Here is a 25,792-nt window from a genome sequence, read left to right as displayed (position 1 = left end):
GCTAACGTTCAAGTCGTTGGAATACTAAGTTAGCAATTGCCAAACTTGATGTTAAACCGGGTGATTCAATACCAAATAGATTAATTAAATTCTCAAGGTTATGTTGCTCTGCTCCTTGTATCATAAAGTCTTGCGCTTCATCATTTGGACCTTGAAGCTTTGGCCTTATGCCTGCGTAAGCGGGTTGCAACTTGTTTTCTTCAATGTCAGGAAGGTAGTTTTTAATAGCAGAATAAAACGTACGCCTTAACGATTCAGGGCAATCATAGTTGATATCGTCTAGGTATTGAGTATCAGGTCCAAACTTTAACCCTCCAGCCATGTCTAAGGTTGTATGAATACCTAAACCATGAGCGCTAGGAACTGGGTAGACTAGTCGATTTATCGGGCTGCGACCTTGGTAACTGAAATAACAGCCACGACAATAATGAAGTGTGGGAATATGCTTTTTAGCTAATGATGTTATATTGTTTGCCAACTCAACACTATGTAGCCCAGCACTATTTATAACTATTTTACTGTGCAGTTTAAAGGTGTCTTGTAGGCTATTAATAGTACTAATAAAGCCATTTTCTACCGGGTTTATAGATAATACCTTGGTGTTCCCAACGAACTGTCCACCATGGCTTTCAACTTCCCTTAAAAAACTTAACATCAGTTGATGGCTATCAACGATTCCGGTACTAGGTGAGAGGATTGCAGATTTCACTCCTAGGCTTGGTTCGTTAGCTTTTAACCATTGTTGGCTTACCCAGCTAAGATCATCAACATTGTTTTGTTTCGCTAATTCAATAGCTTTAGCTAAGTAATCCTCTTCTTTCCGATTAGTGGCAACCAGTAATTTACCTATATTATTAATAGGAATATGATATTTATTACAATATTCATAGAGAAGTGATTTACCTTTAACGCACAGTGTCGCTTTTAAGCTATTTGCTGGATAGTAAATACCGGCATGTATTACTTCACTATTGCGGCTACTGGTTTCTTCACCAAATGATTGGTTTTTATCGATGACTAGTACTTTTTTGTAGTGTTTACTAAGTTTTGCTGCAATGGCTAAACCAACAACGCCAGAGCCTATAATAAGTACATCAGTGCTATACATAAAACTCAATTTTTTGGTAAAAAAAGACTACTATAAAAGAATACTAGACTAGCGAGTAGTCTTTTATTTGTAAGAAGTAAAAGGGCTATCTATTAGGGCTTAATTAAAAGGGAAGTTATATGCAACGCGTTTTAGAGTTTAAAAAGCAATCGTTTTGGTCAAATCAAATTGATATGAAAGCATTGAATGAGCAAATAGCATCACTTAACCAAGAAGGGTGGTCTGTAAAGGCATTAACAGCAAATACAAGTTTTTTTGGTCGAATTAATTCATATACGATTTTATTAGAGCTTTTGGAGTGATTACTTTGTTAAGGTATTGTTTGGATTTACCTTATTAAGACCAAAGAATTATTCGAATAACTTAGAAGATGTCCTGAACGTCAATAAACTTAACGTTCAGGAACAATAGTGAAGCAGCTGAAATTAGTGCTTTGCAGTGACTTTTTGTGCATCAACCCAACGCTCTATTTTTGCAGCTAATATGGGCATAGGCAGTGAACCATCAATTAAAATTTGAGTGTGGAACTTTTTAATGTCAAAAGCCGAACCAAGTGATTTTTTAGCACTTTCGCGCATTTGCTGGATCGCTCTTTGTCCTGTTTTGTATGATAGTGCTTGTCCAGGTATACTCACATAACGTTCAACTTCAGCTTCAATATCCGAATCAGCCATTGATGAATTTTTGGTCATAAAGTCAATTGCTTGTTCTCTTGTCCAGCCTTTCGCATGCATTCCTGTATCTACCACTAAACGCATTGCGCGAAGCTGCTCATCAACTAATCGGCCATACCATTGGTAAGGATCGGTAAATAAACCCATTTCTTTACCTAGACTTTCAGCATATAGCGCCCAGCCTTCTTCATAGACAGTAAAATTACCAAATTTTCGAAATTTAGGTAAAGATTCTACTTCTTGCTGAATTGACGCTTGAAAGTGATGCCCAGGAGAGGCTTCATGAATACTTAATGTTTCAACAATAAAATTAGGCTGAGCTTTTAAATTAAAGGTATTGATATAAAAAGTACCGGGTCTTGAACCATCAGGAGCCGGAGCTTGATAACTGGCACCAGCAGATGAAGCCGCTCTAAATGCTTCAACTTCTTTTACCTGATAGTCAGCTTTAGGAAAGACTTCAAATAACTGTGATACTCGGCTGTTAATTTTATCTTTTACTCCTTCATAAGCGGCAATGACTTCTTCGGGGCTTGAGAAATAGAATTGTTCATCTTCTTTTAAGAAAGTGAAGAACTCTGCTAAGTTGCCTTTAAATCCAACCGTTTGTTTAACTTTTTTCATCTCAGCTAAAATGCGCGCAACTTCTTGTTGACCAAACTCATGGATCTCGTCTGCTGTTAAAGGCAATGTAGTATGGTGTGTGATCATATGATCATACCAAGCTTTACCGTTGGGTAAGTGAGATAGGCCTACGGTGTCACTGCCTAATGGCGCATATTCTGTCGTTAAAAAACTTAATGTTTTTTGATAAGTAGGAATGATAACGTTTTGTATCATCTGGCTGTAATCACGTGCTAAGCGTTCTTTATCATTTGTATTTATATTCGTGTTCGCTTGCAGTTGCTTTACAGGACCATAGAAAACACTGTCTTCAATATTTTTTACTAGATGAGTTTGAAATTGTGGCAATAATTTTTTGATAATTGCTTTAGGTAGTACAACACCTTTTTTAGAACCTTCACGCATTGATAAGATTGTACTGTCCATATACGCAGAAAAACCTTCAGCACGCTTCATAAAGTCGCGGTAATCTTTTTCAGTATTAAAAGGTTGGGAACTTTCTCCAGAGCCAAGCATGGCAAAGTCATTATGAATGCCGTACATCTGATTAAATGGAATATAATGTTCTGGAAACTCATAACCTGCGATAGCAACTTCGCGATCACGTTTGAAAACTTGATAGCTGAGTAAATCTTGGCCAGAGAGTTGGTTTACATCTATTGCACTTATACGGTTTAAGTATTTTTGTTCAAAAGCTATATTTTCTTCAATCGATTGTTTTGAAATAGGGGCGATAAATCTGTCGTTATAGTCGTTAACACCAACCTCAGTTGCGGTTAATGGGTCCAGTACAAGCATCTCAGTAAAGAATTGCTCTACTATTTCATTAACTTTTTTTGCTTCAAGCTGTCGGGTATTTTCTGCCTGTACTACAGGGGAGCTTTTATTTGATGAATGAGTACATCCCGTTAAACTGGTGGTTAATGCAAGTGCTATGGAAAGTGCCATGACAGATTTGTTCATTATTCGCCTCTTTATTAATAGTTTTATTGAGTTGCAACTCGCAGCCAATAAAATCGCATTTTCTACAATATACAATTTAAGTTATTATATGACTGTGATAGTGAAATGAAAAGTCGAAGTTTGATGTAACGATACGTTTTAGTCAATCTCTATAGTAAGTTACTGACTATTTGCGTAATATGCGTATTTATTTTTAGCAGAGAATTTTTATGAGTAAGTTGTTTTGGTTAGTTATCATTATCGCCATCGTTATTTTGTATTTTGTTCGTCAAAATGCCAATAAAGAGGCGTTGAAAAAGAATTTTGCAGAAGCGAAAAGTTTTTTAGCTGAGAATAAAACCGCTGAAGGTGTGGTTGAAACGAGTTCAGGTCTTCAATACAAGGTGCTTAATCAAGGTACAGGTACCGAACATCCTACTGCGCGTTCTAAAGTTGTTGTGCATTATCATGGCACTTTGTTAGATGGCACTGTATTTGACAGTTCGGTTGAACGAGGTGAGCCACTTAGCTTTGGTTTGAATCAAGTAATAAAAGGTTGGACGGAAGGAGTTCAATTGATGGTGGTTGGTGAAAAAACGCGTTTTTATATCCCAGCCAACTTAGGGTATGGCAATAGCGCAACGGGAAAAATATCAGCCGGCTCGTTACTTATTTTTGACGTTGAATTACTCGAGATAAAATAATATTAACACCTAGTGCTTTACATATTTGGCTGGATTTAGTTAGGAGGCGTAAATGGAAGGTGGTTGTTTATGTGGTGCGATTCGATATCGTGTGTTAGCTGAGCCTTTTGCCGCTGACTATTGCCACTGCAGTATTTGTCGTAAACAGACGGGCTCTGTCGTTGTAGCATGGATGGATTTTAAAAGTGAACAAGTACAATGGCTTAAAGGCCAGTTAACTTATTTTCACTCTTCTGAATTTGTTAAGCGTGGTTTCTGTCAGCAATGTGGCTCTACGGTCACATTTGGTGATTCACGTTATCAGCAATATACAACTTTGACCATAGCCTCTTTAGGTAATGCTAATCTAGTTAAACCTACTTATCATATACATACTGATGATCAAGTGAGCTGGTTAACGATACAAGATGAGTGTAAAAGATTTTTACACGGTGCGTCTGACTAAATAAAATGAAAACATCAACAGGGAGTAATGAGTGAAAGTTCTATTAATCAGCGCAAGCCAAAGGCCAAACTCAAACAGTGCAGCGATTAGTCAGTTAATCCAAAAAATACCAGTGTTAAACACAGATGATGTTGAAACAGATATATTAGATTTATCGTTATGGCCAGAGTTACTTGAGCATTATGGAATTTTAAATAATGAAAATTCTGCTCTTTTATCTAAAAAACAACAAGTTCTTGAAAAGCTTTATCAATGCGACGCAGTGGTTTTTATTGTACCTGAGTGGGGTGGCATGATCCCTCCAGCGTTAGTAAATTTACTTTTGCTAACAGCCAATGGTTCAGCTGGGGGATTACCTCTTGGCCATAAACCTGCCTTTGCTATAGGTATTTCTGCTTCTGGTGGCGGCAGCAATCCCATTAGTTTATTAAAAGCTTATGCGGCGAAGAATAGTCATTTAGTGTGGTTGCCATTACACGCTATTGTTCAAAACGTGGATGATTTTTTAACACAGTCTTGGCAACCTGAAGCTGAAGGACGTTATACTAATGTACAATCAAGAATTGATGTAGGGATAACCAGTTTACTTGTATACGCTAAGCAGTTAAAAGAAGTAAGAGAGCAACTCGTTCAGCTTTCAGTAAAACATCCATTTGGGCAATAGACTAGCTCAGTTCTAGTAAGGATAGTTTATGCGCTTTTCACGGCATATTTTTTTAATTTTATTCATATCTTTGTGCTTTTCAGACATAACGTTTGCTAGCACAGTTTATAAATACAAAGATGAAAATGGTCAATGGGTTTTTAGTGATACACCGCCAATTAATGATGTAAAAACTCAAGAGCTTATTTATAAAGAAGAAAAAGCAGAAAACCAATCAGCACCAAAAGTTTATGTTATTCCCCACGATGCAACCTATAGTGTTGTTATTAAAAATCCACTTTATATCCCTGTTGAAATAGAAATAAAAAGCGCGGGCAATGAAATTGCTTCACAATATTTAGTTATTCCTGCGCAAAAAAGTAAAACGTTAGTTGAGAATTTACTCAGCAAACCTGATTTTACTTACCGTTGGATTACTGGCGACCCAAAAGCTCAGGTAGATCACAGTGTTTATCAGTTTCCTAGTAATACAGGTAAAGCGTTAAAGATTACTCAATCATTTAATGGCAAATTCTCTCATTTTCAAACACCTAATAAATATGCTGTAGATATTGCTATGCCTGTTGGAACAGATATTACAGCTGCTAGAGCTGGGGTGGTTGTGGCGACAAAAGATAACTTTCATATGAGTGGTAAAACACGCTACTTTGTTGATAAAGCAAATTATGTCAAAGTTTTGCACACTGATGGAACATTTGCCACGTATGCTCATATCCTACAAGACACAGTAGTCGTTTCTCCTGGTGATAAAGTCGAAGTGGGCGATAAACTTGCGCGATCTGGTTCGTCAGGCTATTCAACAGGTCCTCATTTACATTTCGTTATTCGCAAGAATTATGGTTTTAAACTCAAATCTGTTCCCTTTAAGTTTTCAAACGGCAATGGAGAATATTTCACGCCAAAAGCTGGAATGCTTGTTGAGGCTAAGCCGTAAATTTATATGAGTAAACGCACATTCAAAGTTTAATTTTTTAAAAAAAGGCCATTGCTTAATCTCTTAAGCAATGGCCTTTTATTCGTATAGCTAACGTTTATTAATGAACTAACTTATCAGGTTTAGTAATTTACTCTAACCCTTCAATAATACCATTTTCTAATAGCTTGATATCGTTAGCCGCTGGCTTTTTAGGTAGGCCAGGCATACGCATAATATTACCAGTTAAAACAACTAAGAAACCCGCGCCTTCATTTATTTGAATCGAACTAACGGTAACTTCGAAATCTCGAGGTCTACCATGTAAAGTAGGATCATCAGATAATGAACTAGGTGCTTTAGCGATACAAATAGGTAAATGGGTTAAACCAAGCTGCTCAACATGTTTTAGATCTTTTTCAGCTTGTTTAGAGAAAGCAACATCTGTAGCACCGTACATAGCGCGGCTTACTTTGCGAACTTTTTCTACTACAGTTAAATCTAAATCATAAAGCGGTTGGTATGGCTTACTTTTTTCTACCGACTCCATAACAGCTTTAGCAAGTTCAATAGCACCTTTACCGCCGTTTGCATGATGAGTTGTTTCAGCGAAAGAAACGCCATGCTCTTCACATCTTGCTTTAATAAGGGCTATTTCTGCATCACTGTCTGTTGCAAAGCGGTTTAATGCAACCACAGGGTGCTTGTTAAACAATTCAACACTTTCAATGTGCTTGTCTAAGTTTTCTAAGCCTTTAGCAACGGCACTTAAATCTTCAGTTTCTAAATCCTTCTTGTCTTTTCCGCCATGCATTTTTAAAGCGCGAACTGTGGTTACAAGTACCACTGCATCAGGATCGATTTCTGCAATACGACATTTAATATCAAAGAATTTTTCAGCACCTAAGTCAAAACCAAAGCCTGCTTCGGTAATTGCCCAATCTGCATGATGCATTGCCATACGTGTAGCAATCACACTATTACAACCGTGTGCAATATTGGCGAAAGGTCCACCGTGAACAAAAGCTGGGGTACCTTCAAAACTTTGAACTAAGTTAGGCTGAAGTGCGTCACGTAGTAATGCCATCATTGCACCAGTAATGTTTAAGTCTTTTGCATGTACTGGCTTACCTTCATAGGTATAGCCTATTAAGGTTCTATCTAAGCGTGCCTTTAAGTCGTTAGCATCATCTGCTAAACATAACATTGCCATTACTTCAGATGCAGCGGTAATATCAAAACCACCCTCGCGAGGTATGCCTTGCATTTTACCACCTAAGCCAAGCACTATCTTACGTAGACTACGATCGTTCATATCCATGACACGACGCCATACTATCTGGCGAGGATCAATACTTAAGGCATTACCTTGGTATATATGATTATCAATCGCTGCTGATAATAAATTATTAGCACTGGTTATTGCATGAAAATCGCCAGTAAAGTGTAAGTTTATTTTATCACCTGGCATGATTTGACTATAACCACCACCCGTAGCACCGCCTTTCATACCCAGACATGGGCCAAGAGAAGGTTCTCTTAATGCTAAACAAACAGATTCATTTAATTGAGTGAATGCTTGACCTAAACCTATGGTTGTTGTGGTTTTACCTTCACCAGAAGGAGTAGGTGTTGTTGCAGAAACTAAAATAAGTTTGCCTTGCTTATCATTTGGCTGCTTTAAGCTATTAAGATCTATTTTGGCAACATCACGACCATAAGGAAGAACATGCTCAGGAGCAATACCAAGGTTATCGCTGATTTCAGTAATTGGTTTAGGAGTAAATTGCTGAGCAATTTCAACATCTGTAGCCATAAAAATTTTCCTTCTCGTGCGTTAGAGGGGTTGTAATAAATGTTTATAGTGTAGTAATAATCAAAAATAATACTCACTATTCATATCTTTTATGATATTTTGCCCATAGCCTATCTTGAAATGATTAACGAAAGTTTGATTTACAACAAAAGGTATACAATCTTTGCAGTGATTATTTCAATACCGGTATAAGCATTACTTTTAAGTCATTATAATTGAGAGTAGACTTTGTTAAGTTAAACGAATATTCAACAGTATGCGAATTTTATATGGAAAAAGACACCCACTCAGTACAATCAACAAAAAAAATCAATAAAGTTAATTATTCTTTTGTTGGTTCTAGTGCGGAAAAAAGGTCTTTATCAACTGACTTGGTCATTGTTGAACAACCTTTGCAGATTCGTTTATCTTGGATTTCAGGAAAGGAAAACATTGAAAAAGTGTTTTCAATAACGATGCGTACCCTAGGATATGAACGTGAATTAATTTTAGGTTTATTATTAAGTGAAGGGGTTATTCAACAAAGTAGTCAAATTGCTAGTATACAAACTGAACATAATGGCGATGATATAGAGCAAATAAATAGCGATATAAACCAGAACGCATGGTTAGTCATTTTCAGCAAAAACTTTGCCCCTAAGCTCGACTCTATTGAACAATTTCAATTGACTTACTCGAGTTGTGGTATTTGTGGTACAACATCAATCAAATCTCTTGAACTTAAAAATCCAAAACTACCAGAATTATCTAAATCTCATAGTGTTTTACCCGCAACTCTAATAGCTTTTCTTAATGAAGCTATGCGAAAGCAGCAAAGGTTATTTGATCAAACTGGTGGTGTACATGCAGCAGCTTTATTCGATGAAACTGGTCAATTACTCCATCTTCATGAAGATATTGGCCGTCATAATGCCGTTGATAAAGTTGTAGGTTCATATATAGATGAACATAACTGCGCCGCCACAAGTTTACTTGTATTAATGGTTAGCGGCAGAATCAGTTTTGAAATAGTACAAAAAGCACTTATGGCTGGGGTAAGTGTGCTTATTGGCGTAGGTGCACCATCAGATCTTGCTATACAAGGTGCTAAACGGTTTGATTTAACACTTATCGGTTTTGCAGCCGAGCATTCATTTAACGTTTATCATGGCGATTGGCGAATTACGTCATAAAATAAATAATAAAGCTGTTGATATTTATTACCAACGCAAGCAGACAAAGAGAGCAACTATGTCGAAAAATTTATCACAATTAGCCCGTAGAAAGGGCATAGAGCACACCTTGTTTCAAGAGTTAGTGCTGTCAGAGCAACAAAAGTCACCAAAAGAAAAAGAGAAATTAGCAAAAGAGTTTTTAGTGGGTGAAGCGGTAGTCTCAGGTACAGCTAGTTTTTATGATTTTATTGAAGGTGAAAACGCTGATAAAAAAGCTTATGTATGTAATGGCTCTTCGTGTTTATGTGCTGGTACACAAGAGAATATTAAGCAAAATTTAAGCGAAAAGTTCGGCGAAAATAATGTTGGACATGTTACTTGTTTAGGACGATGTGCTCAAAATGCGGCCTTTCAAATAGCGGGCAAAAACTTTTCTGCAAATGATATTGATAACCTTGCCAGTTTAGCGGAAGAGCCTGATACAAAATCAAATGAATATTATGAGGTTGCCTGTACTTTAGAGCAGCCAATACTAACGGCTGAAATTAATGATGTTGCTCAGTATTATCAGCTGTTTAATGAGTTGGTAAAAAAGTTTAGCGTTGATGATTTGCTGACTTTCGTCAGTGATTCTGGTCTTAGAGGTCGAGGTGGTGCAGGTTTTCCTACAGGCTTTAAGTGGCGCTCATGTTTAGAAGCACAAGGTGATGAAAAATATATAGTTTGCAATGCTGATGAAGGTGATGCTGGCGCTTATAGTGATCGTTATTTATTAGAGCAAAGACCTCATGCTGTAATGTTTGGCATGCTTATGTCTGGTTATTTAACAGGGGCCAAAACAGGTATTTTATATATACGTGATGAATACCCAGACGCTATTATAAATACAGAAAAAGCCATTGCTGAATTTAATCAGTTATCCATAGCATTTACTGATAATTGGCAGTTTACCTTTAAAATTGTCCGCGGTGCTGGGGCTTATATTTGTGGTGAAGAGACAGCATTATTACGATCTATAGAGGGTCAAAGGCCCGTTGTTTCGGTTAGACCACCATTCCCAACTCAAAGTGGTTTATTCGGTTGTCCTACCGTTGTTAATAATGTCGAAACATTTGGCTCCATTCATTTCATTCTAAGTGATGACTTATCAAAAACAGATAAAAACGAACATGAGCCAAGTGGCGTAACAAGATATTCTGTACTTGGTAATGGAAAATCTACAGGCTCTAAGCTTATTTCATTAGATTCAGCTTTTAACAAACCAGGTATTTATGAAGTAGCGATGGGTACCCCATTAGCTGATGTTATTTCCCTTGCCGGTGGTTTTTCAAAAGAAATTAAAGCATTGCACATTGGCGGTCCGCTTGGTGGTGTAGTACCTATTTCAGCTATTGAAAAATTAACAGTAGATTTTGAGTCTTTTGCTCAAGAAGGTTTTTTATTAGGGCACGCTAGTATTATTGGTATACCTGAATCTTTCTCTATGATTGATTATATGGCTCATTTATTTGAGTTTACTGCTGCAGAATCGTGTGGCAAGTGTTACCCCTGTCAAATCGGTTCAACACGCGGACACGAGATGGTAGAAAATGCAATATCAGGTAAACAAGCGATTGATGAAAGTTTACTCAATGATTTATTGGAAACAATGCAGCTAGGCTCGCTTTGTGCTCTGGGGGGAGGTGTTCCATTGCCTATTCAAAATATTTTACAGTATTTTGGTGATGAAATTTCGCCATTTATTGCTTCAGGTACAGCAAAACAGGAGGCAAAATAATGACAGTCTCTTCAAATAAAATAACAGACAAACGCGCATTTCTAGATGGTGTTGATTACCCGATCAAAGCAGGTGAAACCATTTTAGAATTTAGCCGCAGAGTACAAGATAGTTTTAACATTCCAACCTTATGTGACGATAGCCGCCTTGAACCTTACGGAAGTTGTCGGGTATGTTCCGTAGATGTAGCACTTGCCGCTGATGGCCCTAGACGTGTGATGGCTTCTTGCCACACACCTATTGGCGATGGTATGCATGTTTACAGCCAGTCAGAACGTGTTGTTAAGTTGAGAAAAAATATCGTTGAGCTCGTGTTAAGTGATCTGCCTGAGCAGCAATTACCACCTAAGCAAAATGAACATACTACAGAATTTGAACAAGTTGTGTTAGATACTGGCGTTACAGAAGTTCGTTTTGCTAAAGGTAAATTCAGTGTAGATAGTGTTCCAAGCGATGAGCAGGGTAGTATTGTCGATGATTCACACCCTTATATGCGTATGGATCTTACCCAATGTATAGATTGTAATCGCTGTGTACGTGCTTGTGATGAAATACAGGGCGAGCAAGTACTCAATGTAGCAGGTAGAGGCTTTGATGCACGTATTATTAAGGGCCAAGATGTGAGTTTTGACGAGTCAGATTGTGTTTCGTGTGGCGCTTGTGCGCAAACATGTCCTACAGGTGCAATAACTGATGTCTTTAGACAAAACTTACGTCAAGAAAGCTCCACTGAGCAATCTTCAATCGATAAAGTTCGCACCATTTGTTCATATTGCGGTGTTGGTTGTAATTTAGAGGTTTCAGTAAAAGATAATAAGATTTTATCTATTGAAGCTCCTAAAGATGCTGCGGTGAATTCAGGACACACCTGTTTAAAAGGACGCTATGCATGGCGCTTTTATAATCACCCAGATAGGTTAACTAAACCACTTGTTAGGCTTAATGGCGCATTAACAGAAGTGAGTTGGGATTTTGCATTTGATTATTTGGCCAAGAAAATGAACGCCATAAAATCAGAACATGGCGGTGATGCCTTAGCTGGCATTTCATCTGCACGTTGTACTAATGAAGAAAACTATTTACTACAAAAAATGATGCGTGTTGTTCTAGGCACTAATAATATAGATTGTTGTGCACGAGTTTGTCACTCACCAACGGCTTACGGTATGCAACAAAGTTTTGGTACTGGTGCCGCGACCAATTCTATTGATGATCTTAAAGAAACAAATTTCATCTTATTAATCGGTGCTAACCCAACGGCAGCACACCCAGTAACTGGCGCTAAAATTAAACAAAAAGTGCTTAAAGGCACACCGCTTATCGTGTTAGATCCGGTAAAAACTGAGTTAGCGCGTTATGCAAATTGGCATATTCAATTGCGCCCAGGAACCAATGTTGCTGTGTTAAATATGATGGCATATTACATCATTACTGAGCAGTTAATTGATCAAAGCTTCGTTGATAATAGAACAGAGGAATACCTTGCATATCGTGATGCTATTTTATCGCTAAATATGGATGAATTAGCCAATATTGCTGGGGTTGATAAAAACTTAGTTAAAGAAGCTGCAATAGCTTATGCCAAGGCAAGTCATGCCATGAGCTTCCATGGGCTGGGTGTGACAGAACATTCTCAGGGTAGTCGTGCCATCATGTGTATTGCTGATCTTGTTATGTTAACAGGTAATATTGGCCGAGCTGGCGTTGGTATGAATCCACTTCGTGGTCAAAACAACGTTCAAGGTGCTGCAGATATGGGCTGTCAACCTCATCAAGGTGCAGGCTATCTTGATGTAACGAAAGAAGATAACATTGAGTACTACAAATCACATTACGGTATTGCTCCTAATGAGTTATGGCCTACAGATGTGGGTTATAAGATCCCTGAAATGTTTAATGCGGCTTTAGCTGGTGATTTAAAAGCATTATGGATAATGGGGGAAGATGTTGTACAAACTGATCCCAACCAACACCATGTCGTGGCGAGTTTATCCAACCTTGATTTACTGGTTGTGCAAGAAATCTTTTTATCTGAAACGGCAAAAATGGCCGATGTTGTTTTACCGGGTAGCTCATTTTTAGAGAAAAACGGTACGTTTACTAACGGTGAGCGACGTGTACAAAAAGTTAATGCTGCTGTTCCCCCTAAAGAAGGCTGTAAAACAGATGGACAAATTGTCGTTGATATGATGAATGCCCTAGGATATCAGCAAGCTGACTACCACGCAGATTCTATGCTAGAAGAAATCTCACAAGTCGTGCCATTCTTTGCAGGTATTACATGGGATAATCTAGGTGAAAATGGTTTGCAATGGCCTGTTGCAAAAGATGGTACTGACACGCAAATATTGCACACTGAGCAGTTTACACGTGGCTTAGGTAAGTTTCATTTTTATGAGTTTGAAGAGAGTAAAGAGGTAGAAGAGCATGGAGCGCAATATCCATTTATCTTAACGACAAGTCGTAATCTAGAGCATTATAATGCTGGAACAATGACGCGTAGAACAGCCAATGAAATTATTGTCAGTGAAGATGTATTACTTATTAACCCTCTTGATGCAAAAGCTAAAGCGATTAAGGATAATAGCAAAGTAAGATTATATTCTGCTCGTGGTGAAATAGAGCTCACAGCAGAAATCAGTGAAAAAGTGAAATCAGGTGTTCTGTTCACTACTTTCCATTTTCCTGAGCTGATGATTAATAGAGTGACTGGTGATGTAACAGATAAACACACTAAATGCCCAGAGTATAAAGTAGTTTCAGTCGGTATTGAGCCAGCCTGCTCATAATACGGCATCGTTAGTTGATTTAAATAAAGGTACTCTTTTGAGTACCTTTTTTATTATTTGCCTTATAACTTACTTTTTAGTTACAAATATTTATCAGAAATGGTTTCTCTGATTGTAGCTTTGTACAACTTTGTTTATATTAATAGCTATATCTTATCAATTAATAGGCTCTCATCACTTACATGTCAGACCAAATGGATACTCAGGAGCTTCAATTATTTGAACTTCAGCCAGGAAAATACATTGATGTACAAATTAACCATCCCGTTGCAGTACGATTAAAACTTACTCTGATTGGCTATGAATTAGGCCGATATATTTTGATTAAATACCCCAAAGTGGTGAGTAAATCACAATACAGTGACGTATTGATCGAAGGAAATGTTGTTATTGTTCGGTATCTCATGGAAGGCAGTAAAGGCGAATGCTTTGCTTTTCGCTCGACTATCAAGAACATTACAAAATATCCAGAAAAGCATATTTATCTTGAATACCCTAAAAAAATTGAAAATCGCCAGTTACGTATGCAGCAAAGGACGACTATTCACTTGCCTTCAATGATTATGTTAGAAGACTCTAACAAAGAAAATAATACTAAAATCAATGGTGTTATTGGGGATATATCAACTAAAGGCTGTGGTTTTACCTTTGTTAGTAAAAGTAATACAACAACAGTAAAAAAACGTGATATTTTTGTTTGCCTTAAAAGCCCAACAGGGGAGGATGTAAAGATTCCAGCAAAAGTACGTAATAGTCGAAACGATGACGGTAAAGTGAATGTTGGTATTCAATTTTTAGATAATGAAGAGATAGTACCTAAGTTATTGGCTCAATTATTCATTGATACTGGCGAATGTTAACTTGCTAAACATACTTATATGCTAATTTATGGTATCCGATCATAAATAATCGTTAACTGACTAAATAACGGCTAAACCATCTTATATTAAAGATTAGTGGCTGAATAAATTTTCCTGTTCAGGTAGACTATTTCTTTTTCAAATTGCGCAGTTACGTTTCTCATCATGCGATTCATTCATACCTCTGACTGGCATTTAGGCCAGTATTTTTATGGTAAAAACCGAGCCAATGAGCATCAACAGTTTTTAAATTGGCTTATTGAACAAGTACAAACCCTTGGCATAGATGCCATTATTGTTGCAGGTGATATATTTGATACCTCAACACCGCCAAGTTATGCGCGTGAGTTGTATTTTGATTTTATTGGCAAAATACAACAGATGAATTGCCAGTTGATTATCCTCGCAGGTAATCATGATTCTGTTGCTATGTTAGGTGAATCAAAATCTTTACTCGCAAATTTATCTACGCGAGTCATAACACATGTTAACGTAGCTGATGAAAACTCAAATAAAACCAACGAACAGGTTATTACACTAAAGAACAGCAACAAAGAAGTAACGGCTGTTGTCTGTGCCGTACCATTTATCCGTCCAAGAGATGTTATTGCTAGTAAAGCCGGACAATCAGCGCAAGATAAGCAGCAAACATTACAAAGTGCTATTACAAAGCATTATAGTGAGTTATACAAACATGCAGAGCAAGTAGCTTTACAGCATAAAACTCATGAAAATCAAAATATCCCCATTATTGCAACCGGACACTTAACTGCTTTAGGTGTTTCGTTAACAGACAGCAAAAGTGATAGCGTTAGGGATATTTATATTGGTACTCTTGAAGCGTTTTCATCTCATGCATTTCCCCCAGCGGATTACATTGCACTAGGGCACATTCACCGTGCACAAAAGGTTGGTGGCACTGAACATATTAGATACTCAGGATCGCCAATCCCGTTAAGTTTTGATGAAGCAAAGCAACAGAAAAGTGTTTATTTAGTTGAATTTGAAAACAGTGAGACGCCAAAAATATCAACGATACCTATCCCATGCTTTCAACCTTTAGCCATGATTAAAACCTCATTAGAGAGCCTTGTCAGTAAAACTCAAGCATTGATTGATTCATACCAAGAAGAATTAACATCAGAGCGAAAAATTTGGTTAGATATTGAGGTGCAAAGTAGCGGCTATTTAAACGATCTTCAGCAGCGGATTGAGGAGCTAGTGCTTGAATATCCGGTTGAAGTGTTACTAGTTAGGCGCAGTAAACAAGACAGGCAAGCGATGCTACTTAGTCAAGGTGAGCAGAATAAAAATTCTTTAGCAGAGTTATCAATAGAGGATGTTTTTAACTCGAAGCTTGCTCAAGTTGATTGGCAAGACGAGGATAGTGAGAGAAAAGCAAGGTTAGGGCAGCTGTTTACAAAAATTGCTGAGCAATCGAAAGAGGAATTAACCAAGATAACTTCTGTACAGCAAGTCAATACTAATAACACTGATAATAGCCCAAGCGATGAAAAGCCAAACAATAAACGTATTAGTGATGAAAGTGTTAGTGACGCAAGTACAAATGGCGCAAGAGCAAGTGATCTAAATGTTAGTATAGAGAAGAACAAACAATGAAAATACTAACTTTACGATTTGAAAACATTAATGCTTTAAAAGGTAGCTGGAAACTAGATTTCACTGATACCCCTTTTGACGGGAATAGTCTATTTGCCATTACAGGTGCAACAGGTGCTGGTAAAACCACACTGTTAGATGCAATTTGTTTAGCCTTGTATCATAAAACGCCCCGTTTAGAAGTCTCAAAAAGTCAAAACCTATTAATGACTCGTCATACTAGTCATTGTATGGCAGAAGTTGAATTTGAAGTTCAAGGTCAAGGATATCGTGCTTTTTGGAGCCAAAAAAGAGCGCGAAATAAAGTTGATGGAAATTTGCTTGAACCTGTAGCAGAGTTAGCTCAACTTGATGGCGTTATTTTAGCCGAAAAACTTAAAGATGTTCGCGCAATGGTCGCTGAAATTACTGGCTTAAACTTTTCAAGGTTTACCAAGTCAATGATGCTGTGCCAAGGAGCCTTTTCAGCCTTTTTGAATGCCAAACCAAACGATAGAGCGCAATTATTAGAGCAGCTTACAGGCACAGAAATTTACGGTGTTATCTCACAAAAAGTATATCAAAATCATAAAGAGGCTGAGCAGAAGCTACAATTACTACAAGCTGAAACTAAAGGTGTTGAGTTACTCTCTGATGATGAAATAGAGCGAATTGAAAATGAAATAGCGCTATTAATCACTCAAGAAAAGCAAACCAATGAACAGCTTGATCGCAATCACCAACTTCAGCGCTGGTTAGCTAACGTTAATGATAATGAAAGCCAGCTAAATGATATACGTGAGCAACAAGCACAAGTAGTTAAACGACAGCAAGAGTCGAAAGAGGATTTAGCGCGTTTGAGCCAAGCAAAGCCTGCCGAAGCCTTGAGAGAACCATATAATCAATATCAACAGGCCGTTAAACAATTATCAGAATCAAGCCATACGGTTAAGCAAATTGAATCACAACTGTCAGAATCGAGTATTCAGTTAACTAAATCAATGGAAGAGCTTGCCTTAATTCAGAAAAATGTTGCATCGCAAGAATTAACCTTTAAACAAGATGAAAAAATCTTAATAGAGAAGATCACGCCGTTAGAATTACAGCTAGCACAGCAAGATGCAGCCTTACAAGCAAGTAAGACAGAACTGAATGCTTTACAACAATCTATTTCATCAATGAATAGTGCGCGTGATAAGTGTCAAGCAGAGCAAAGTGCTATCAATAAAACCTTATTGCAACAACAAACCTTTATTAGCAACAATGCCTCTTTTGAAGTTTTAAATGAAAAATTACCGCTGTGGGCAAGTCAATTTGAACATTTACAAGGTAAGTTTTTTGAGGTTCAGACTATTGAGCAACAATATAATGACCAATTAACTAATCAACAAAACCTTTTAAAGGAACAAAAGCAATTAGCAAGTAAATCTGAATCAGGCCAACAGCAAATACAGGGAATTCAGCTTGCGCTTGAGCAGGTAGAAGGAAAAAAAGAAACATTATTAAGCGAATACCAAGAAAGCTACCCATGGCTTGAATTATCAGAGAAATCACTTAATAATTCTACGGCATTAACTGACTTATTAATGCAGTTGCAGGAGCAACATCATAGCTGGCAACAAACCCAACAACTTTCAACGCGATTTATAAAATTAACCTCTGATATATTGCAACTAAATCAACAGCTAACAGAAGATGAGAAAGTTAAAGCGCAATTAACTGAAAAACTAGCTTTGATGCGTGCTGACTTTTCAGCACTCAACCAGCAGCAAACAGATGTTGAGAACTTATTAACACAGCAACGTGCCATTATGGCCTTGTCAGACCATCGAGCTAAGCTTGAGCCTAACAATGCTTGCCCATTGTGTGGTTCATTAGAGCACCCTTACATAGAAAACTATCAAATTATAAATGGTAATGAACATGAAGAGCGTTTATTAAAAATAAAAGTACATAAATCTACTTTAGAGGCAGAAGGCAAGCTACTTAATCAGCAACATAGCGACATACAGGCAACAATCAATGCCTCAATCAATAGCAAACAGGCTATGGGTGAAGAACTTCAAGCTATAGAGCAACAGTGGCAAAGTATGTCGCTAGGTCTACCCAAAGGTGTAGAACTATCGAATTCTGATCATATTGCAGAGCAAGTTCATCTAACATTAACGGTATTACAAGCAACTCAAACATTGCAAGCAACATTTATCCAAATTGAACAAGAACAGCAAAGTAAACAACAGCAACTTACGCACATTGAAAAGCAAGCAAGTGATTTGCAAAGTGATATGGCAGTACTCCAAGCCAACATAATTAATATTGAAAATAGTTTAATGACAAACAGCAAACAAGTTGAGCTGTTAAAAGCAGAGTATGAGCAGATCAAACAATCAGTGTTTAATGATATTTTATCCAATCAATTTTCTCTGCCAATTTTATCTTTTGAGCAACCAGCAGAGCAGGTAAAACCAGAAAATTCTGATGTTGAAAATGAGCAGGTTTGGCTTGCTCATTTATCAGAAAAACTTGATAACTTTTTGTCAACGAAAGAGGCAATTGAGAGTAGTGAAAAACGTTTAGTTGATATCAACCAACAATTATTTTTACACACCAGTCAACTTGAACAACTCAGTGAACAACAACAATCACTTGTTCAGCAAAATATAGCATTACAAGTCGATAACACGAATCAAAAAACGTTACGCGTTACCATGTATGGTGAGCTGAGCATTCACGGGCGCGTTGAGCAAGTAGTTGAAAATGTGAGGGAATATATAGAATCCTGCCGTAAGAAGAATAAAGCGTCATTAAAATCAATTGAAACTGAAAACCAGCAGTTAGTTCAAAAAAATCAACATTTACATGGGCAGTTATCGTCTGCTAAAGAGCAGTTTGTACGTGAAGAAATGCTCAAATCTTCTACCGAATTGAATTGGCGTGATGCTTTATCAGCTAGTGTATTTGAGAATGAACAAGCCTTTCAACTTGCCTTGATTTCGCCTGAAATTAAGGCAGATTTAGAACACTTGGCTCAGCAAATTGATGATGAAAATAAGCGAATATTGGCTTTGAAGCAGACGGCAGAAAAACAACAAACATTACTGTTACGTGAACGAGAAAATTTTGAACAACAGGGTGTAACCATACTTGGTAATGAGGAATTAACTGCCGAATTAGAGGCAAGTAAATCGCTATTGAAAAACCAGCAAATGCAGCTTGGTAGTCATCAGCAACTTATTTCTCAACATGTTGAAAATGTGAAAAAACAACAAGCCTTGTTATCTAACATAACCCGAGCTATGCGAGAGCTTGATGATTTAAGTCACTTAAATAGTTTAGTCGGTTCAGCCGATGGTGCTAAGTTTAGAAAATTTGCCCAAGGGCTAACGCTAAATTACTTAGTGCATTTAGCTAATGAGCAGCTAACTAAACTTCATGGGCGTTATCAGTTACAGTGTCAGCAAAGTGACAATTTAGCCTTGGCCGTATTAGATACATGGCAGGGAGATGTGATTCGAGATACTAAAACTTTATCAGGAGGCGAGAGTTTTCTCGTGAGTTTAGCACTAGCTTTAGCTTTATCGGATTTGGTTAGTAATAAAACCTGTATTGATTCGCTATTTTTAGATGAAGGCTTTGGCACGTTAGACAGTGATACCTTAGAAATAGCGCTTGATGCCCTTGATACCTTAAATGCTTCAGGAAAAATGATTGGTATTATTAGTCATGTTGAAGCGTTAAAAGAACGTATTGCCGTACAAATTAAAGTAGAAAAGCAAAATGGTTTAGGCATAAGTCGTTTGGATAAGCAGTTTGAATTCATTAAATCGACGGATAACTTAGCTTAGCAAGAGATATCATCTACATTTGAAAGATTTCAATTAAGGAAAAATGAGTGGAAATTTGGATTTATTTCACTTTACTTGCAGCGACCATGCAAGCAGTGCGCACCGCAGGTCAAAAACAATTGTCAGGCAAGTTGAATGCTATGGCAACTACTGGGGTACGTTATATTTATGCTTTGCCTTTTGCTTGGGGATATTTGGCGTGGTTATTAACTTATAAGGAACAATCTGCGCCGCCGCTAAACACTGAGTTTTTGCAATATGGGCTTATTGCTTGTGTCATGCAAATTATTGGTACTGCATGCTTAGTGGCAGCGTTTCGTTATCGCAATTTCGCTGTCGCGACTAGCTTAGCAAAAACAGAAGCGATTCAAGTGGCAATTGTTGGCGCGTTACTGTTTTCTGCGCAATTAAGTGGTTTAGGTTGGTTTAGCGTTATCGTCGGTGTTATTGGCGTGTTTTTAGTCTCAAAAGTAAAGTTTACCCTGCGAGAGATATTTAAAGGCTCTGATGCTGTTACGGGGATGGCCTATGGTTTAGCTGCAGGTCTTGGTTTAGCCATAACGACGTTGCTTATTCGTGAAGCAAGTCTAGCTCTAAATACGGATCTTATGATCAGTGCCGCGGTCACTTTAGTTTTTATGATAACGGTTCAAACGGTTATTTCTGTTGTTTATGTTTATATTCAAGATAAAACACAACTAGGATTAATGCTTAAACATTGGCGTTTATGTTTTTTTGTTGGCATTACTAGTGTATTAGGCTCTATTGGCTGGTTTACTGGGGCAAGCTATCAAAATGCTGCTTATGTTAAAGCCCTTGGCCAAGTTGAATTTTTTATAACTTTAGCCTTAACTTACCGTGTGTTTAAGGAAACGATTTCTTTAAAAGAGTATTTAGGGATGTTTTTAATTGTATTAAGTGTCGTTATTTTATTGTTATGGGCTTGATCCACAGCACGAGCAAGGTAAACTTTGCAGCAATGATATAGATTAACCATTGAGATATTATGAAAATTTCAGATAAAAAAGTAGTGCACTTTCATTACACATTAAAAAATGAAGCGGGTGAAGAGTTAGAGTCATCTGCAGGACATGAGCCATTAACTTACTTGCATGGCGCAAACAACACCTTAGTTGGTTTAGAAAATGCCTTAACTGATAAAGAAGTGGGTGATAAATTTTCAGTCACTCTACAACCTGAAGAAGCTTACGGTCAACGCGATGAAGCCGCAACTCAGCGTGTTCCAACAAAACATCTACAAGGTTTACCAAGTAAAAATGCTAAATGGAAACCAGGTATGGTTGCTGTAGTACATACTGAGCAAGGTCAACGTCAAGTCACTGTGCTCAAAGTAGGTAAGTTTATGGTAACCGTTGATGTGAATCCACCATTAGCCGGAAAAGTGATCACTTTTGATATCGAAGTGGTTGATGTTAGAGAGGCAACAGAAGAAGAGATCAGTCATGGCCATGTACATACAGCGGGAAGTAGCTGTGGTCATGATCACTAAAACGGTTAATTCAGTTTTATTTTAAAACTCTCGTTACCTTTAAAGCCGATATTTTCATGATATCGGCTTTTTATTACCTAAAACTTTCACAGTTTCAATTCAATTCAATTACAGTTAGGTTATGGCTTTAACTATTGTATAGCTAAGCTTATATCTGGTTAAGTTTCGTTGCATTTATGCTTATGTTGAATTCTGGCTGATCATACGTCAAAACTTAACTTGCCAAAAAACTCTGGACGGTGATAATCAGGTTGGTTAACGTCTATATTATTCCAAACCGAGTATTGCGGCTCGACTCTGCCGCCACAACGATAGAAATTGCCATACCAATGGTTAAGGTTAATTTCTTTTTTAGTGATTTCTTTAATCACATCAAAAGGTATCGTTAGTTCAATTTGCCAATGACTATCTTGTTCTTGTTCAAATTTCACAGGAGATGTAATACTACTTACACAGCTAATTTTGCTTGCTGATTCAAGTGAAATAAATTGGCGCTGTTCTCGATTAGGGCCATAAGCAATATGAAGCGTACCGCAACAGTTTACTTCCAAGTTAATATAGTCACTACCAAGTTCCCCACTAGGACTAAAGAAAAATTCAACACAAGAATCTTCGCAAATCAGCATATGGTTTAACTGTGTTTGAACGGCATAGCTATGGTTATCTTGCGCAATAATTTGTATATGCAAATGTGTTGAACTGGCTGCAAGTTTAACGCTAGTATCTTGCTTTATCCCTTGCTTAAACCATGGATATGTTGCTATGTGCAACTGGGGTATGTCTTGCCAACTAACTTGAGAAGATGTAGCGCAGCCAAATGAGCCGTTAGCGAGAGAGGGTATTGTATATTGCTTCATTTAGGGTTATTTCATCCTGTGTTAAGGCTAATGCTAATGGACGGTAATAATTAACTTTTCGTAATGTTAAAGACTTCGATGGTGGATAAATCTATCATTTTCCATTGAATGTTTAAATCATATAAAGACATACCATAGTCTTTAGTATCTAACTTACCGTGTTTGTATGCAGGCCTTGGATCTTGTGCAAGAACTTGCTCAATAAGCTGAGTAATATTTGGGTACTGGGCACTATAATGGCCTACTTGAGTTGAAGCTTGTTTACTGAATAGGATTTTTAGGGTGTTAGCTGGCTCTGTTTGAGCAAAGCCTGCTGATGCCTCTGTAATAGCATCTGAGTAGGGTAAATAAGGCTTAATATCAATAATCGGTGTATTGTTAACGAGATCAGCACCTGAAACATGAAGAATGACTTGTGATTTACCAGCAATCTTTGCAAACTCGACATGCTCAAGTTTCACTACTGACATGCCAATAGGATTAGGCCTAAACGTAGAACGTGTTGCCAAAACGCCTGTTTTAACATTGCCCCCTAATCTTGGCGGCCTAACGAGTGGTTTCCAACCCTGGTTTTGAGTTTCATGAAAAATAAAAACAAGCCAAAGGTGAGAAAACTGTTCAATGTCTTTAACTAATTCCTGATGGTTATGCTCATTCGTTAAAAAGATTTTTCCATAAGCGGCACTAACCAATCCGGGCTGTCGTGGAATCGCAAATTTTTCCTGATAAGGTGACTCGATAAAACCAATGGCGTTAACTTGGACGCTATGAATTTGATTATTCTTGTTATTTTCAGACATATTGCGAAACCGTTTTATAGAGAAACATGTGTTATTTAATATCTTTGGTTTTAAAAGCTCTTGCATAACAAATGATTATCGCGTGACACTGTTTAGCATCATTACTGGCATTTAACTTTGATAATTTTTCACTATCAAGTAATGCACAACCACTAAAAACAATTGCATTAGCGCCGTGTTGGTAGGCTTGTTGTCTGGCTTGAGTTCTTGCGTTTATTTTATCTGGCTGAGCTTGGTGAGACATAGCTTGACAATCTTGACCTTCAACAAGGCCGACAAACTTATACGGGCCAGGTAGCTCACTTTCCTTGTCATATATTTTAACTTTACTCGCTGAAAAGTAATGATCGAAATTTTCTTTATCTAGGTTAGTTGAAACAACATAGTTTGATGAACAACTGCTAAGTAGAGTTATACTTGTAAAAATCGTTAAAATAATTTTATTTTTCATTAGGATATCCTTAATACAACATAGTTAGAGGTTTATTTTAATGTTTTAAAGAAGTCTGGATTATTTCCAGCTATCCAATAATCAAACAGTCTGTCAATTGCCTTGTTTTGTTGTTTCATATAAATCCAATTTCTCATATATTGTTCAAATTGACTGTCGTTGGTATTAATCGCAAAGGCCATATAAATATCTGATATTGCGGGCTTTGGTACAACAACTGTATAGTCTGGGTGTAATAGTGTCCATGCTGACGCAGTAGGTGCGCCAAGTAACATTGCATCAATATGCTGATATTTTTCTTTAAAATACAGACGTGGAGTTGTTATTTCCCAAACTCTTGTTTTCTCAAAGTAACGTTTAACTAAATTCTTACTGAAATACATTTCAGGTATGCCAATTAATAAGTCTTCATTATTAAATAAAGGGCCCCACTGAGTGAATTCTCTACGTCTATTTTCTTTTACCACAAAAGCCAGATGTTGGCTGGAGTAGGGGACGGTTAAGGTATATTCTGCCATATTACTTGGTAATACGGGAATGCCCGTGGTCATATCAAGATAGCCTGAGGTAAGCAATTCTTTCGCTTGCTCATGGAAAATACGTACAAACTCAATAGAGACATTGAGATCATCTGCCAGCAAATTAATAATTTCAATATCAAAACCGACTAACTTTCCTTGGCTATTATGGAGAGCGTAAGGTAAATCATCACGAAAATAACCAACCCTAATAAAGCCCCTTTGTTTAATTCTACTTAAAACATCACCAGTAGGTTGATTATGCATAATGCTTTCATCTGGTGATTGTAGTACACGTGATTTAGTGTCTAATAAGATGAAGTCACGCTCTATGAATTTAGTATAACCTTGATATTGATAACTAATTTGTCCAAAGGTCACTCTCAATACAATGAAAGTTAAAATGGATACTATGGGTAGCAACGCGATAAAATATCGTGATTTTTTCCATGAAAAACGTATCTTTTTGGTCATTGAGCAAGCGACAAGTACCACTAAAGACATGGAGAAAATAACAGAGAACATAGAACTGATGCGTCCAACCATTAAATTTTCTGCAACGACAAACAAGTCAAACATGGAACTAGGTACATTGAACAATTCGAGTAAGCTTGGAATTGCTATAGTTGTTGAACCAAATAACTGAGAGACACCTGCAGTGATCAGTAATAGGTAATCTGCTATCTCAACATTTGAACCAGAAAACCAGCCAGCAAATAATGTAAATAAGATGGCTAATAACTTACCGCCTACGGGTAGGCTAAAGGTAATTGGAACAATAATACCAGGCAAGTGTTCAATACTGTCTTTACTTTTTGATGTGCTATTAGTTGAACTTTGAGTCACATTAGCGTCCAATAAGTTTGTTCGTATTAAGGTTTTAACTTTTTCAACAATAATTGGAATTACCGCAAAAAAGCTGCCAGTGGCAAAGGCAGTTAACATGGCTTGACGAGAAGCTTTAATTATTTGTAGGTAACTAAAAGGGGTTAACATTGCAATAAGTGCAGGCAAAATGACAAAACTTAATATCACAATAAGACTTGCGGCAGTGGTAATATAAACAACTAATCCATCTATTTGATCGCTATCTAAGGTTGCAACAGCGCGCTGTGCAATACAAAAGATACCAATTGGAGCAAACTTCATCACCATAGAAGTCACTGCAATAACAGCATTATTAAGACCCGTTAATGCCATTAACGCATGCTTTTTCCCTTTGACTTGCATTAAACCAATACCCAGAAAAATACTGAAAACAACAACGCTAGGAATTAAACCATTAGCAAAGGAGTAGAAAGGATTTTTAGGGATAAACAACTCAACTAAATCTAATTCAGTACGAGTTTTGATGGTATTTAAACTATAAAAGTCCGCGCTTTGCCAATGTGGAAAAGCAATAGGCGCAAGCAATATAAAACCAATGACAATAAAGACCAGCAGTAGAATATAGAATACGACTTTTTTAGATGTTTTAGCTATGTGTTGAGAAGATAAGCTACCAAAGCCGATGATAAGTGATAAGGCAATATAGGGCAGTGCGGTCATTTGTAATAACATGATAAAAGCGTTAGCGAGTGAGTTAACGCCCGGTAATACCCCAGATGAATTCATGCCGACCAATAAACCTAAAATCATCGCTGTAATGATTTGTGCTGAGAGTGGTGAATTCGTTATATATTTTATTACGTTATTCATTGTTTGTCGTTTTTATGCCCATGTTACTGTAAGAGGCTTGATTT

The 25,792-nt window shown here is 37.3% G+C and carries 20 protein-coding genes; 13 read left to right on the top strand and 7 right to left on the bottom strand.

Annotated features, from left to right (window positions below; genetic code table 11):
* Position 1 precedes the first annotated feature (1 nt).
* Positions 2-1,108, bottom strand: a complete 1,107-nt coding sequence (locus EPA86_RS15855; RefSeq protein WP_140605340.1) for an NAD(P)/FAD-dependent oxidoreductase — start codon at positions 1,106-1,108, stop codon at positions 2-4.
* A 119-nt stretch (positions 1,109-1,227) separates the two neighbouring features.
* Here EPA86_RS15855 and EPA86_RS15850 point away from each other — a divergent pair, with 119 nt between their 5' ends.
* Positions 1,228-1,410 (top strand): hypothetical protein, encoded by a 183-nt coding sequence (locus EPA86_RS15850; RefSeq protein WP_140605338.1) that lies wholly within the window; start codon positions 1,228-1,230, stop codon positions 1,408-1,410.
* 123 nt (positions 1,411-1,533) lie between these two features.
* Here EPA86_RS15850 and EPA86_RS15845 read toward each other — a convergent pair whose 3' ends face one another.
* Complete coding sequence (locus tag EPA86_RS15845) at positions 1,534-3,369, bottom strand: DUF885 domain-containing protein (protein ID WP_140605336.1); 1,836 nt, start codon at positions 3,367-3,369, stop codon at positions 1,534-1,536.
* A 209-nt stretch (positions 3,370-3,578) separates the two neighbouring features.
* Between EPA86_RS15845 and bamJ the strand changes: the two genes are divergently transcribed.
* The 4 genes from bamJ to EPA86_RS15825 are packed head-to-tail and all read left to right on the top strand — an operon-like array spanning position 3,579 to position 6,095.
* Entirely contained in the window at positions 3,579-4,052 is a 474-nt protein-coding gene (bamJ, locus tag EPA86_RS15840) for a BamJ family beta-barrel-assembly machinery protein (RefSeq protein WP_140605334.1), read from the top strand.
* Between the two features lie 52 nt (positions 4,053-4,104).
* Positions 4,105-4,497: a GFA family protein gene (locus EPA86_RS15835; protein ID WP_140605332.1), complete on the top strand. Its 393-nt coding sequence runs from the start codon at positions 4,105-4,107 to the stop codon at positions 4,495-4,497.
* Between the two features lie 31 nt (positions 4,498-4,528).
* On the top strand, positions 4,529-5,161 hold the full coding sequence (locus tag EPA86_RS15830; protein ID WP_140605330.1) for an NAD(P)H-dependent oxidoreductase: 633 nt from the start codon (positions 4,529-4,531) through the stop codon (positions 5,159-5,161).
* A gap of 28 nt (positions 5,162-5,189) precedes the next feature.
* Complete coding sequence (locus tag EPA86_RS15825) at positions 5,190-6,095, top strand: peptidoglycan DD-metalloendopeptidase family protein (protein ID WP_140605328.1); 906 nt, start codon at positions 5,190-5,192, stop codon at positions 6,093-6,095.
* Between the two features lie 130 nt (positions 6,096-6,225).
* Here EPA86_RS15825 and EPA86_RS15820 read toward each other — a convergent pair whose 3' ends face one another.
* Positions 6,226-7,890, bottom strand: coding sequence for a formate--tetrahydrofolate ligase (locus EPA86_RS15820; protein ID WP_140605326.1), 1,665 nt, complete (start codon positions 7,888-7,890; stop codon positions 6,226-6,228).
* Between the two features lie 269 nt (positions 7,891-8,159).
* Here EPA86_RS15820 and fdhD point away from each other — a divergent pair, with 269 nt between their 5' ends.
* The 8 genes from fdhD to EPA86_RS15780 all read left to right on the top strand — a co-directional run bounded on the left by fdhD (position 8,160) and on the right by EPA86_RS15780 (position 21,424).
* Positions 8,160-9,062, top strand: a complete 903-nt coding sequence (fdhD, locus tag EPA86_RS15815; protein ID WP_140605324.1) for a formate dehydrogenase accessory sulfurtransferase FdhD — start codon at positions 8,160-8,162, stop codon at positions 9,060-9,062.
* Between the two features lie 58 nt (positions 9,063-9,120).
* Positions 9,121-10,821, top strand: a complete 1,701-nt coding sequence (locus EPA86_RS15810; protein WP_140605322.1) for an NADH-ubiquinone oxidoreductase-F iron-sulfur binding region domain-containing protein — start codon at positions 9,121-9,123, stop codon at positions 10,819-10,821.
* Complete coding sequence (gene fdhF, locus EPA86_RS15805) at positions 10,821-13,610, top strand: formate dehydrogenase subunit alpha (protein WP_211664952.1); 2,790 nt, start codon at positions 10,821-10,823, stop codon at positions 13,608-13,610. The genes EPA86_RS15810 and fdhF overlap by 1 nt, the downstream gene beginning before the upstream one ends.
* Positions 13,611-13,792: 182 nt before the next feature.
* Positions 13,793-14,470 (top strand): flagellar brake domain-containing protein, encoded by a 678-nt coding sequence (locus EPA86_RS15800; protein WP_246058428.1) that lies wholly within the window; start codon positions 13,793-13,795, stop codon positions 14,468-14,470.
* A gap of 165 nt (positions 14,471-14,635) precedes the next feature.
* Entirely contained in the window at positions 14,636-16,090 is a 1,455-nt protein-coding gene (gene sbcD / locus EPA86_RS15795) for an exonuclease subunit SbcD (protein ID WP_140605320.1), read from the top strand.
* Positions 16,087-19,914 (top strand): AAA family ATPase, encoded by a 3,828-nt coding sequence (locus EPA86_RS15790; protein ID WP_140605318.1) that lies wholly within the window; start codon positions 16,087-16,089, stop codon positions 19,912-19,914. Before sbcD ends, EPA86_RS15790 begins: the two co-directional genes overlap by 4 nt.
* Before the next feature lie 47 nt (positions 19,915-19,961).
* Positions 19,962-20,861: a DMT family transporter gene (locus tag EPA86_RS15785; protein ID WP_140605316.1), complete on the top strand. Its 900-nt coding sequence runs from the start codon at positions 19,962-19,964 to the stop codon at positions 20,859-20,861.
* A 59-nt stretch (positions 20,862-20,920) separates the two neighbouring features.
* The gene (locus tag EPA86_RS15780) at positions 20,921-21,424 is read left to right on the top strand and encodes an FKBP-type peptidyl-prolyl cis-trans isomerase (RefSeq protein WP_140605314.1); all 504 of its coding nucleotides are present in this window, start codon (positions 20,921-20,923) and stop codon (positions 21,422-21,424) included.
* A gap of 200 nt (positions 21,425-21,624) precedes the next feature.
* Here the strand turns inward: EPA86_RS15780 and EPA86_RS15775 are convergent, their stop codons facing one another.
* The 4 genes from EPA86_RS15775 to EPA86_RS15760 are packed head-to-tail and all read right to left on the bottom strand — an operon-like array spanning position 21,625 to position 25,748.
* Positions 21,625-22,281 carry a carbohydrate-binding family 9-like protein gene (locus EPA86_RS15775; protein WP_140605312.1) on the bottom strand — a complete coding sequence of 219 codons (657 nt, stop codon included), beginning with the start codon at positions 22,279-22,281 and terminating at the stop codon, positions 21,625-21,627.
* Between the two features lie 50 nt (positions 22,282-22,331).
* Entirely contained in the window at positions 22,332-23,081 is a 750-nt protein-coding gene (gene tsaA, locus EPA86_RS15770; protein ID WP_211664951.1) for a tRNA (N6-threonylcarbamoyladenosine(37)-N6)-methyltransferase TrmO, read from the bottom strand.
* A 31-nt stretch (positions 23,082-23,112) separates the two neighbouring features.
* Positions 23,113-23,532, bottom strand: coding sequence for an Rcs stress response system protein RcsF (rcsF, locus tag EPA86_RS15765; protein WP_140605310.1), 420 nt, complete (start codon positions 23,530-23,532; stop codon positions 23,113-23,115).
* 32 nt (positions 23,533-23,564) lie between these two features.
* Entirely contained in the window at positions 23,565-25,748 is a 2,184-nt protein-coding gene (locus EPA86_RS15760) for a cation:dicarboxylate symporter family transporter (protein ID WP_140605308.1), read from the bottom strand.
* Between the last annotated feature and the right edge of the window lie 44 nt (positions 25,749-25,792).

Source organism: Litorilituus lipolyticus (genome assembly GCF_006439335.1).
Taxonomy (GTDB): domain Bacteria; phylum Pseudomonadota; class Gammaproteobacteria; order Enterobacterales; family Alteromonadaceae; genus Colwellia; species Colwellia lipolytica.
The sequence above is the reverse complement of the archived record's forward strand: the minus strand, read 5'-3'. Positions and strand labels throughout refer to the sequence as shown.

Bases quoted from the DNA above. Each gene is read 5' to 3' on its own strand.
- EPA86_RS15855 (WP_140605340.1), bottom strand. From the start codon at position 1,108: ATGTATAGCACTGATGTACTTATTATAGGCTCTGGCGTTGTTGGTTTA.
- EPA86_RS15850 (WP_140605338.1), top strand. From the start codon at position 1,228: ATGCAACGCGTTTTAGAGTTTAAAAAGCAATCGTTTTGGTCAAATCAA.
- EPA86_RS15845 (WP_140605336.1), bottom strand. From the start codon at position 3,369: ATGAACAAATCTGTCATGGCACTTTCCATAGCACTTGCATTAACCACC.
- bamJ (WP_140605334.1), top strand. From the start codon at position 3,579: ATGAGTAAGTTGTTTTGGTTAGTTATCATTATCGCCATCGTTATTTTG.
- EPA86_RS15835 (WP_140605332.1), top strand. From the start codon at position 4,105: ATGGAAGGTGGTTGTTTATGTGGTGCGATTCGATATCGTGTGTTAGCT.
- EPA86_RS15825 (WP_140605328.1), top strand. From the start codon at position 5,190: ATGCGCTTTTCACGGCATATTTTTTTAATTTTATTCATATCTTTGTGC.
- EPA86_RS15820 (WP_140605326.1), bottom strand. From the start codon at position 7,890: ATGGCTACAGATGTTGAAATTGCTCAGCAATTTACTCCTAAACCAATT.
- fdhD (WP_140605324.1), top strand. From the start codon at position 8,160: ATGGAAAAAGACACCCACTCAGTACAATCAACAAAAAAAATCAATAAA.
- EPA86_RS15810 (WP_140605322.1), top strand. From the start codon at position 9,121: ATGTCGAAAAATTTATCACAATTAGCCCGTAGAAAGGGCATAGAGCAC.
- fdhF (WP_211664952.1), top strand. From the start codon at position 10,821: ATGACAGTCTCTTCAAATAAAATAACAGACAAACGCGCATTTCTAGAT.
- EPA86_RS15800 (WP_246058428.1), top strand. From the start codon at position 13,793: ATGTCAGACCAAATGGATACTCAGGAGCTTCAATTATTTGAACTTCAG.
- sbcD (WP_140605320.1), top strand. From the start codon at position 14,636: ATGCGATTCATTCATACCTCTGACTGGCATTTAGGCCAGTATTTTTAT.
- EPA86_RS15790 (WP_140605318.1), top strand. From the start codon at position 16,087: ATGAAAATACTAACTTTACGATTTGAAAACATTAATGCTTTAAAAGGT.
- EPA86_RS15780 (WP_140605314.1), top strand. From the start codon at position 20,921: ATGAAAATTTCAGATAAAAAAGTAGTGCACTTTCATTACACATTAAAA.
- EPA86_RS15775 (WP_140605312.1), bottom strand. From the start codon at position 22,281: ATGAAGCAATATACAATACCCTCTCTCGCTAACGGCTCATTTGGCTGC.
- tsaA (WP_211664951.1), bottom strand. From the start codon at position 23,081: ATGTCTGAAAATAACAAGAATAATCAAATTCATAGCGTCCAAGTTAAC.
- rcsF (WP_140605310.1), bottom strand. From the start codon at position 23,532: ATGAAAAATAAAATTATTTTAACGATTTTTACAAGTATAACTCTACTT.
- EPA86_RS15760 (WP_140605308.1), bottom strand. From the start codon at position 25,748: ATGAATAACGTAATAAAATATATAACGAATTCACCACTCTCAGCACAA.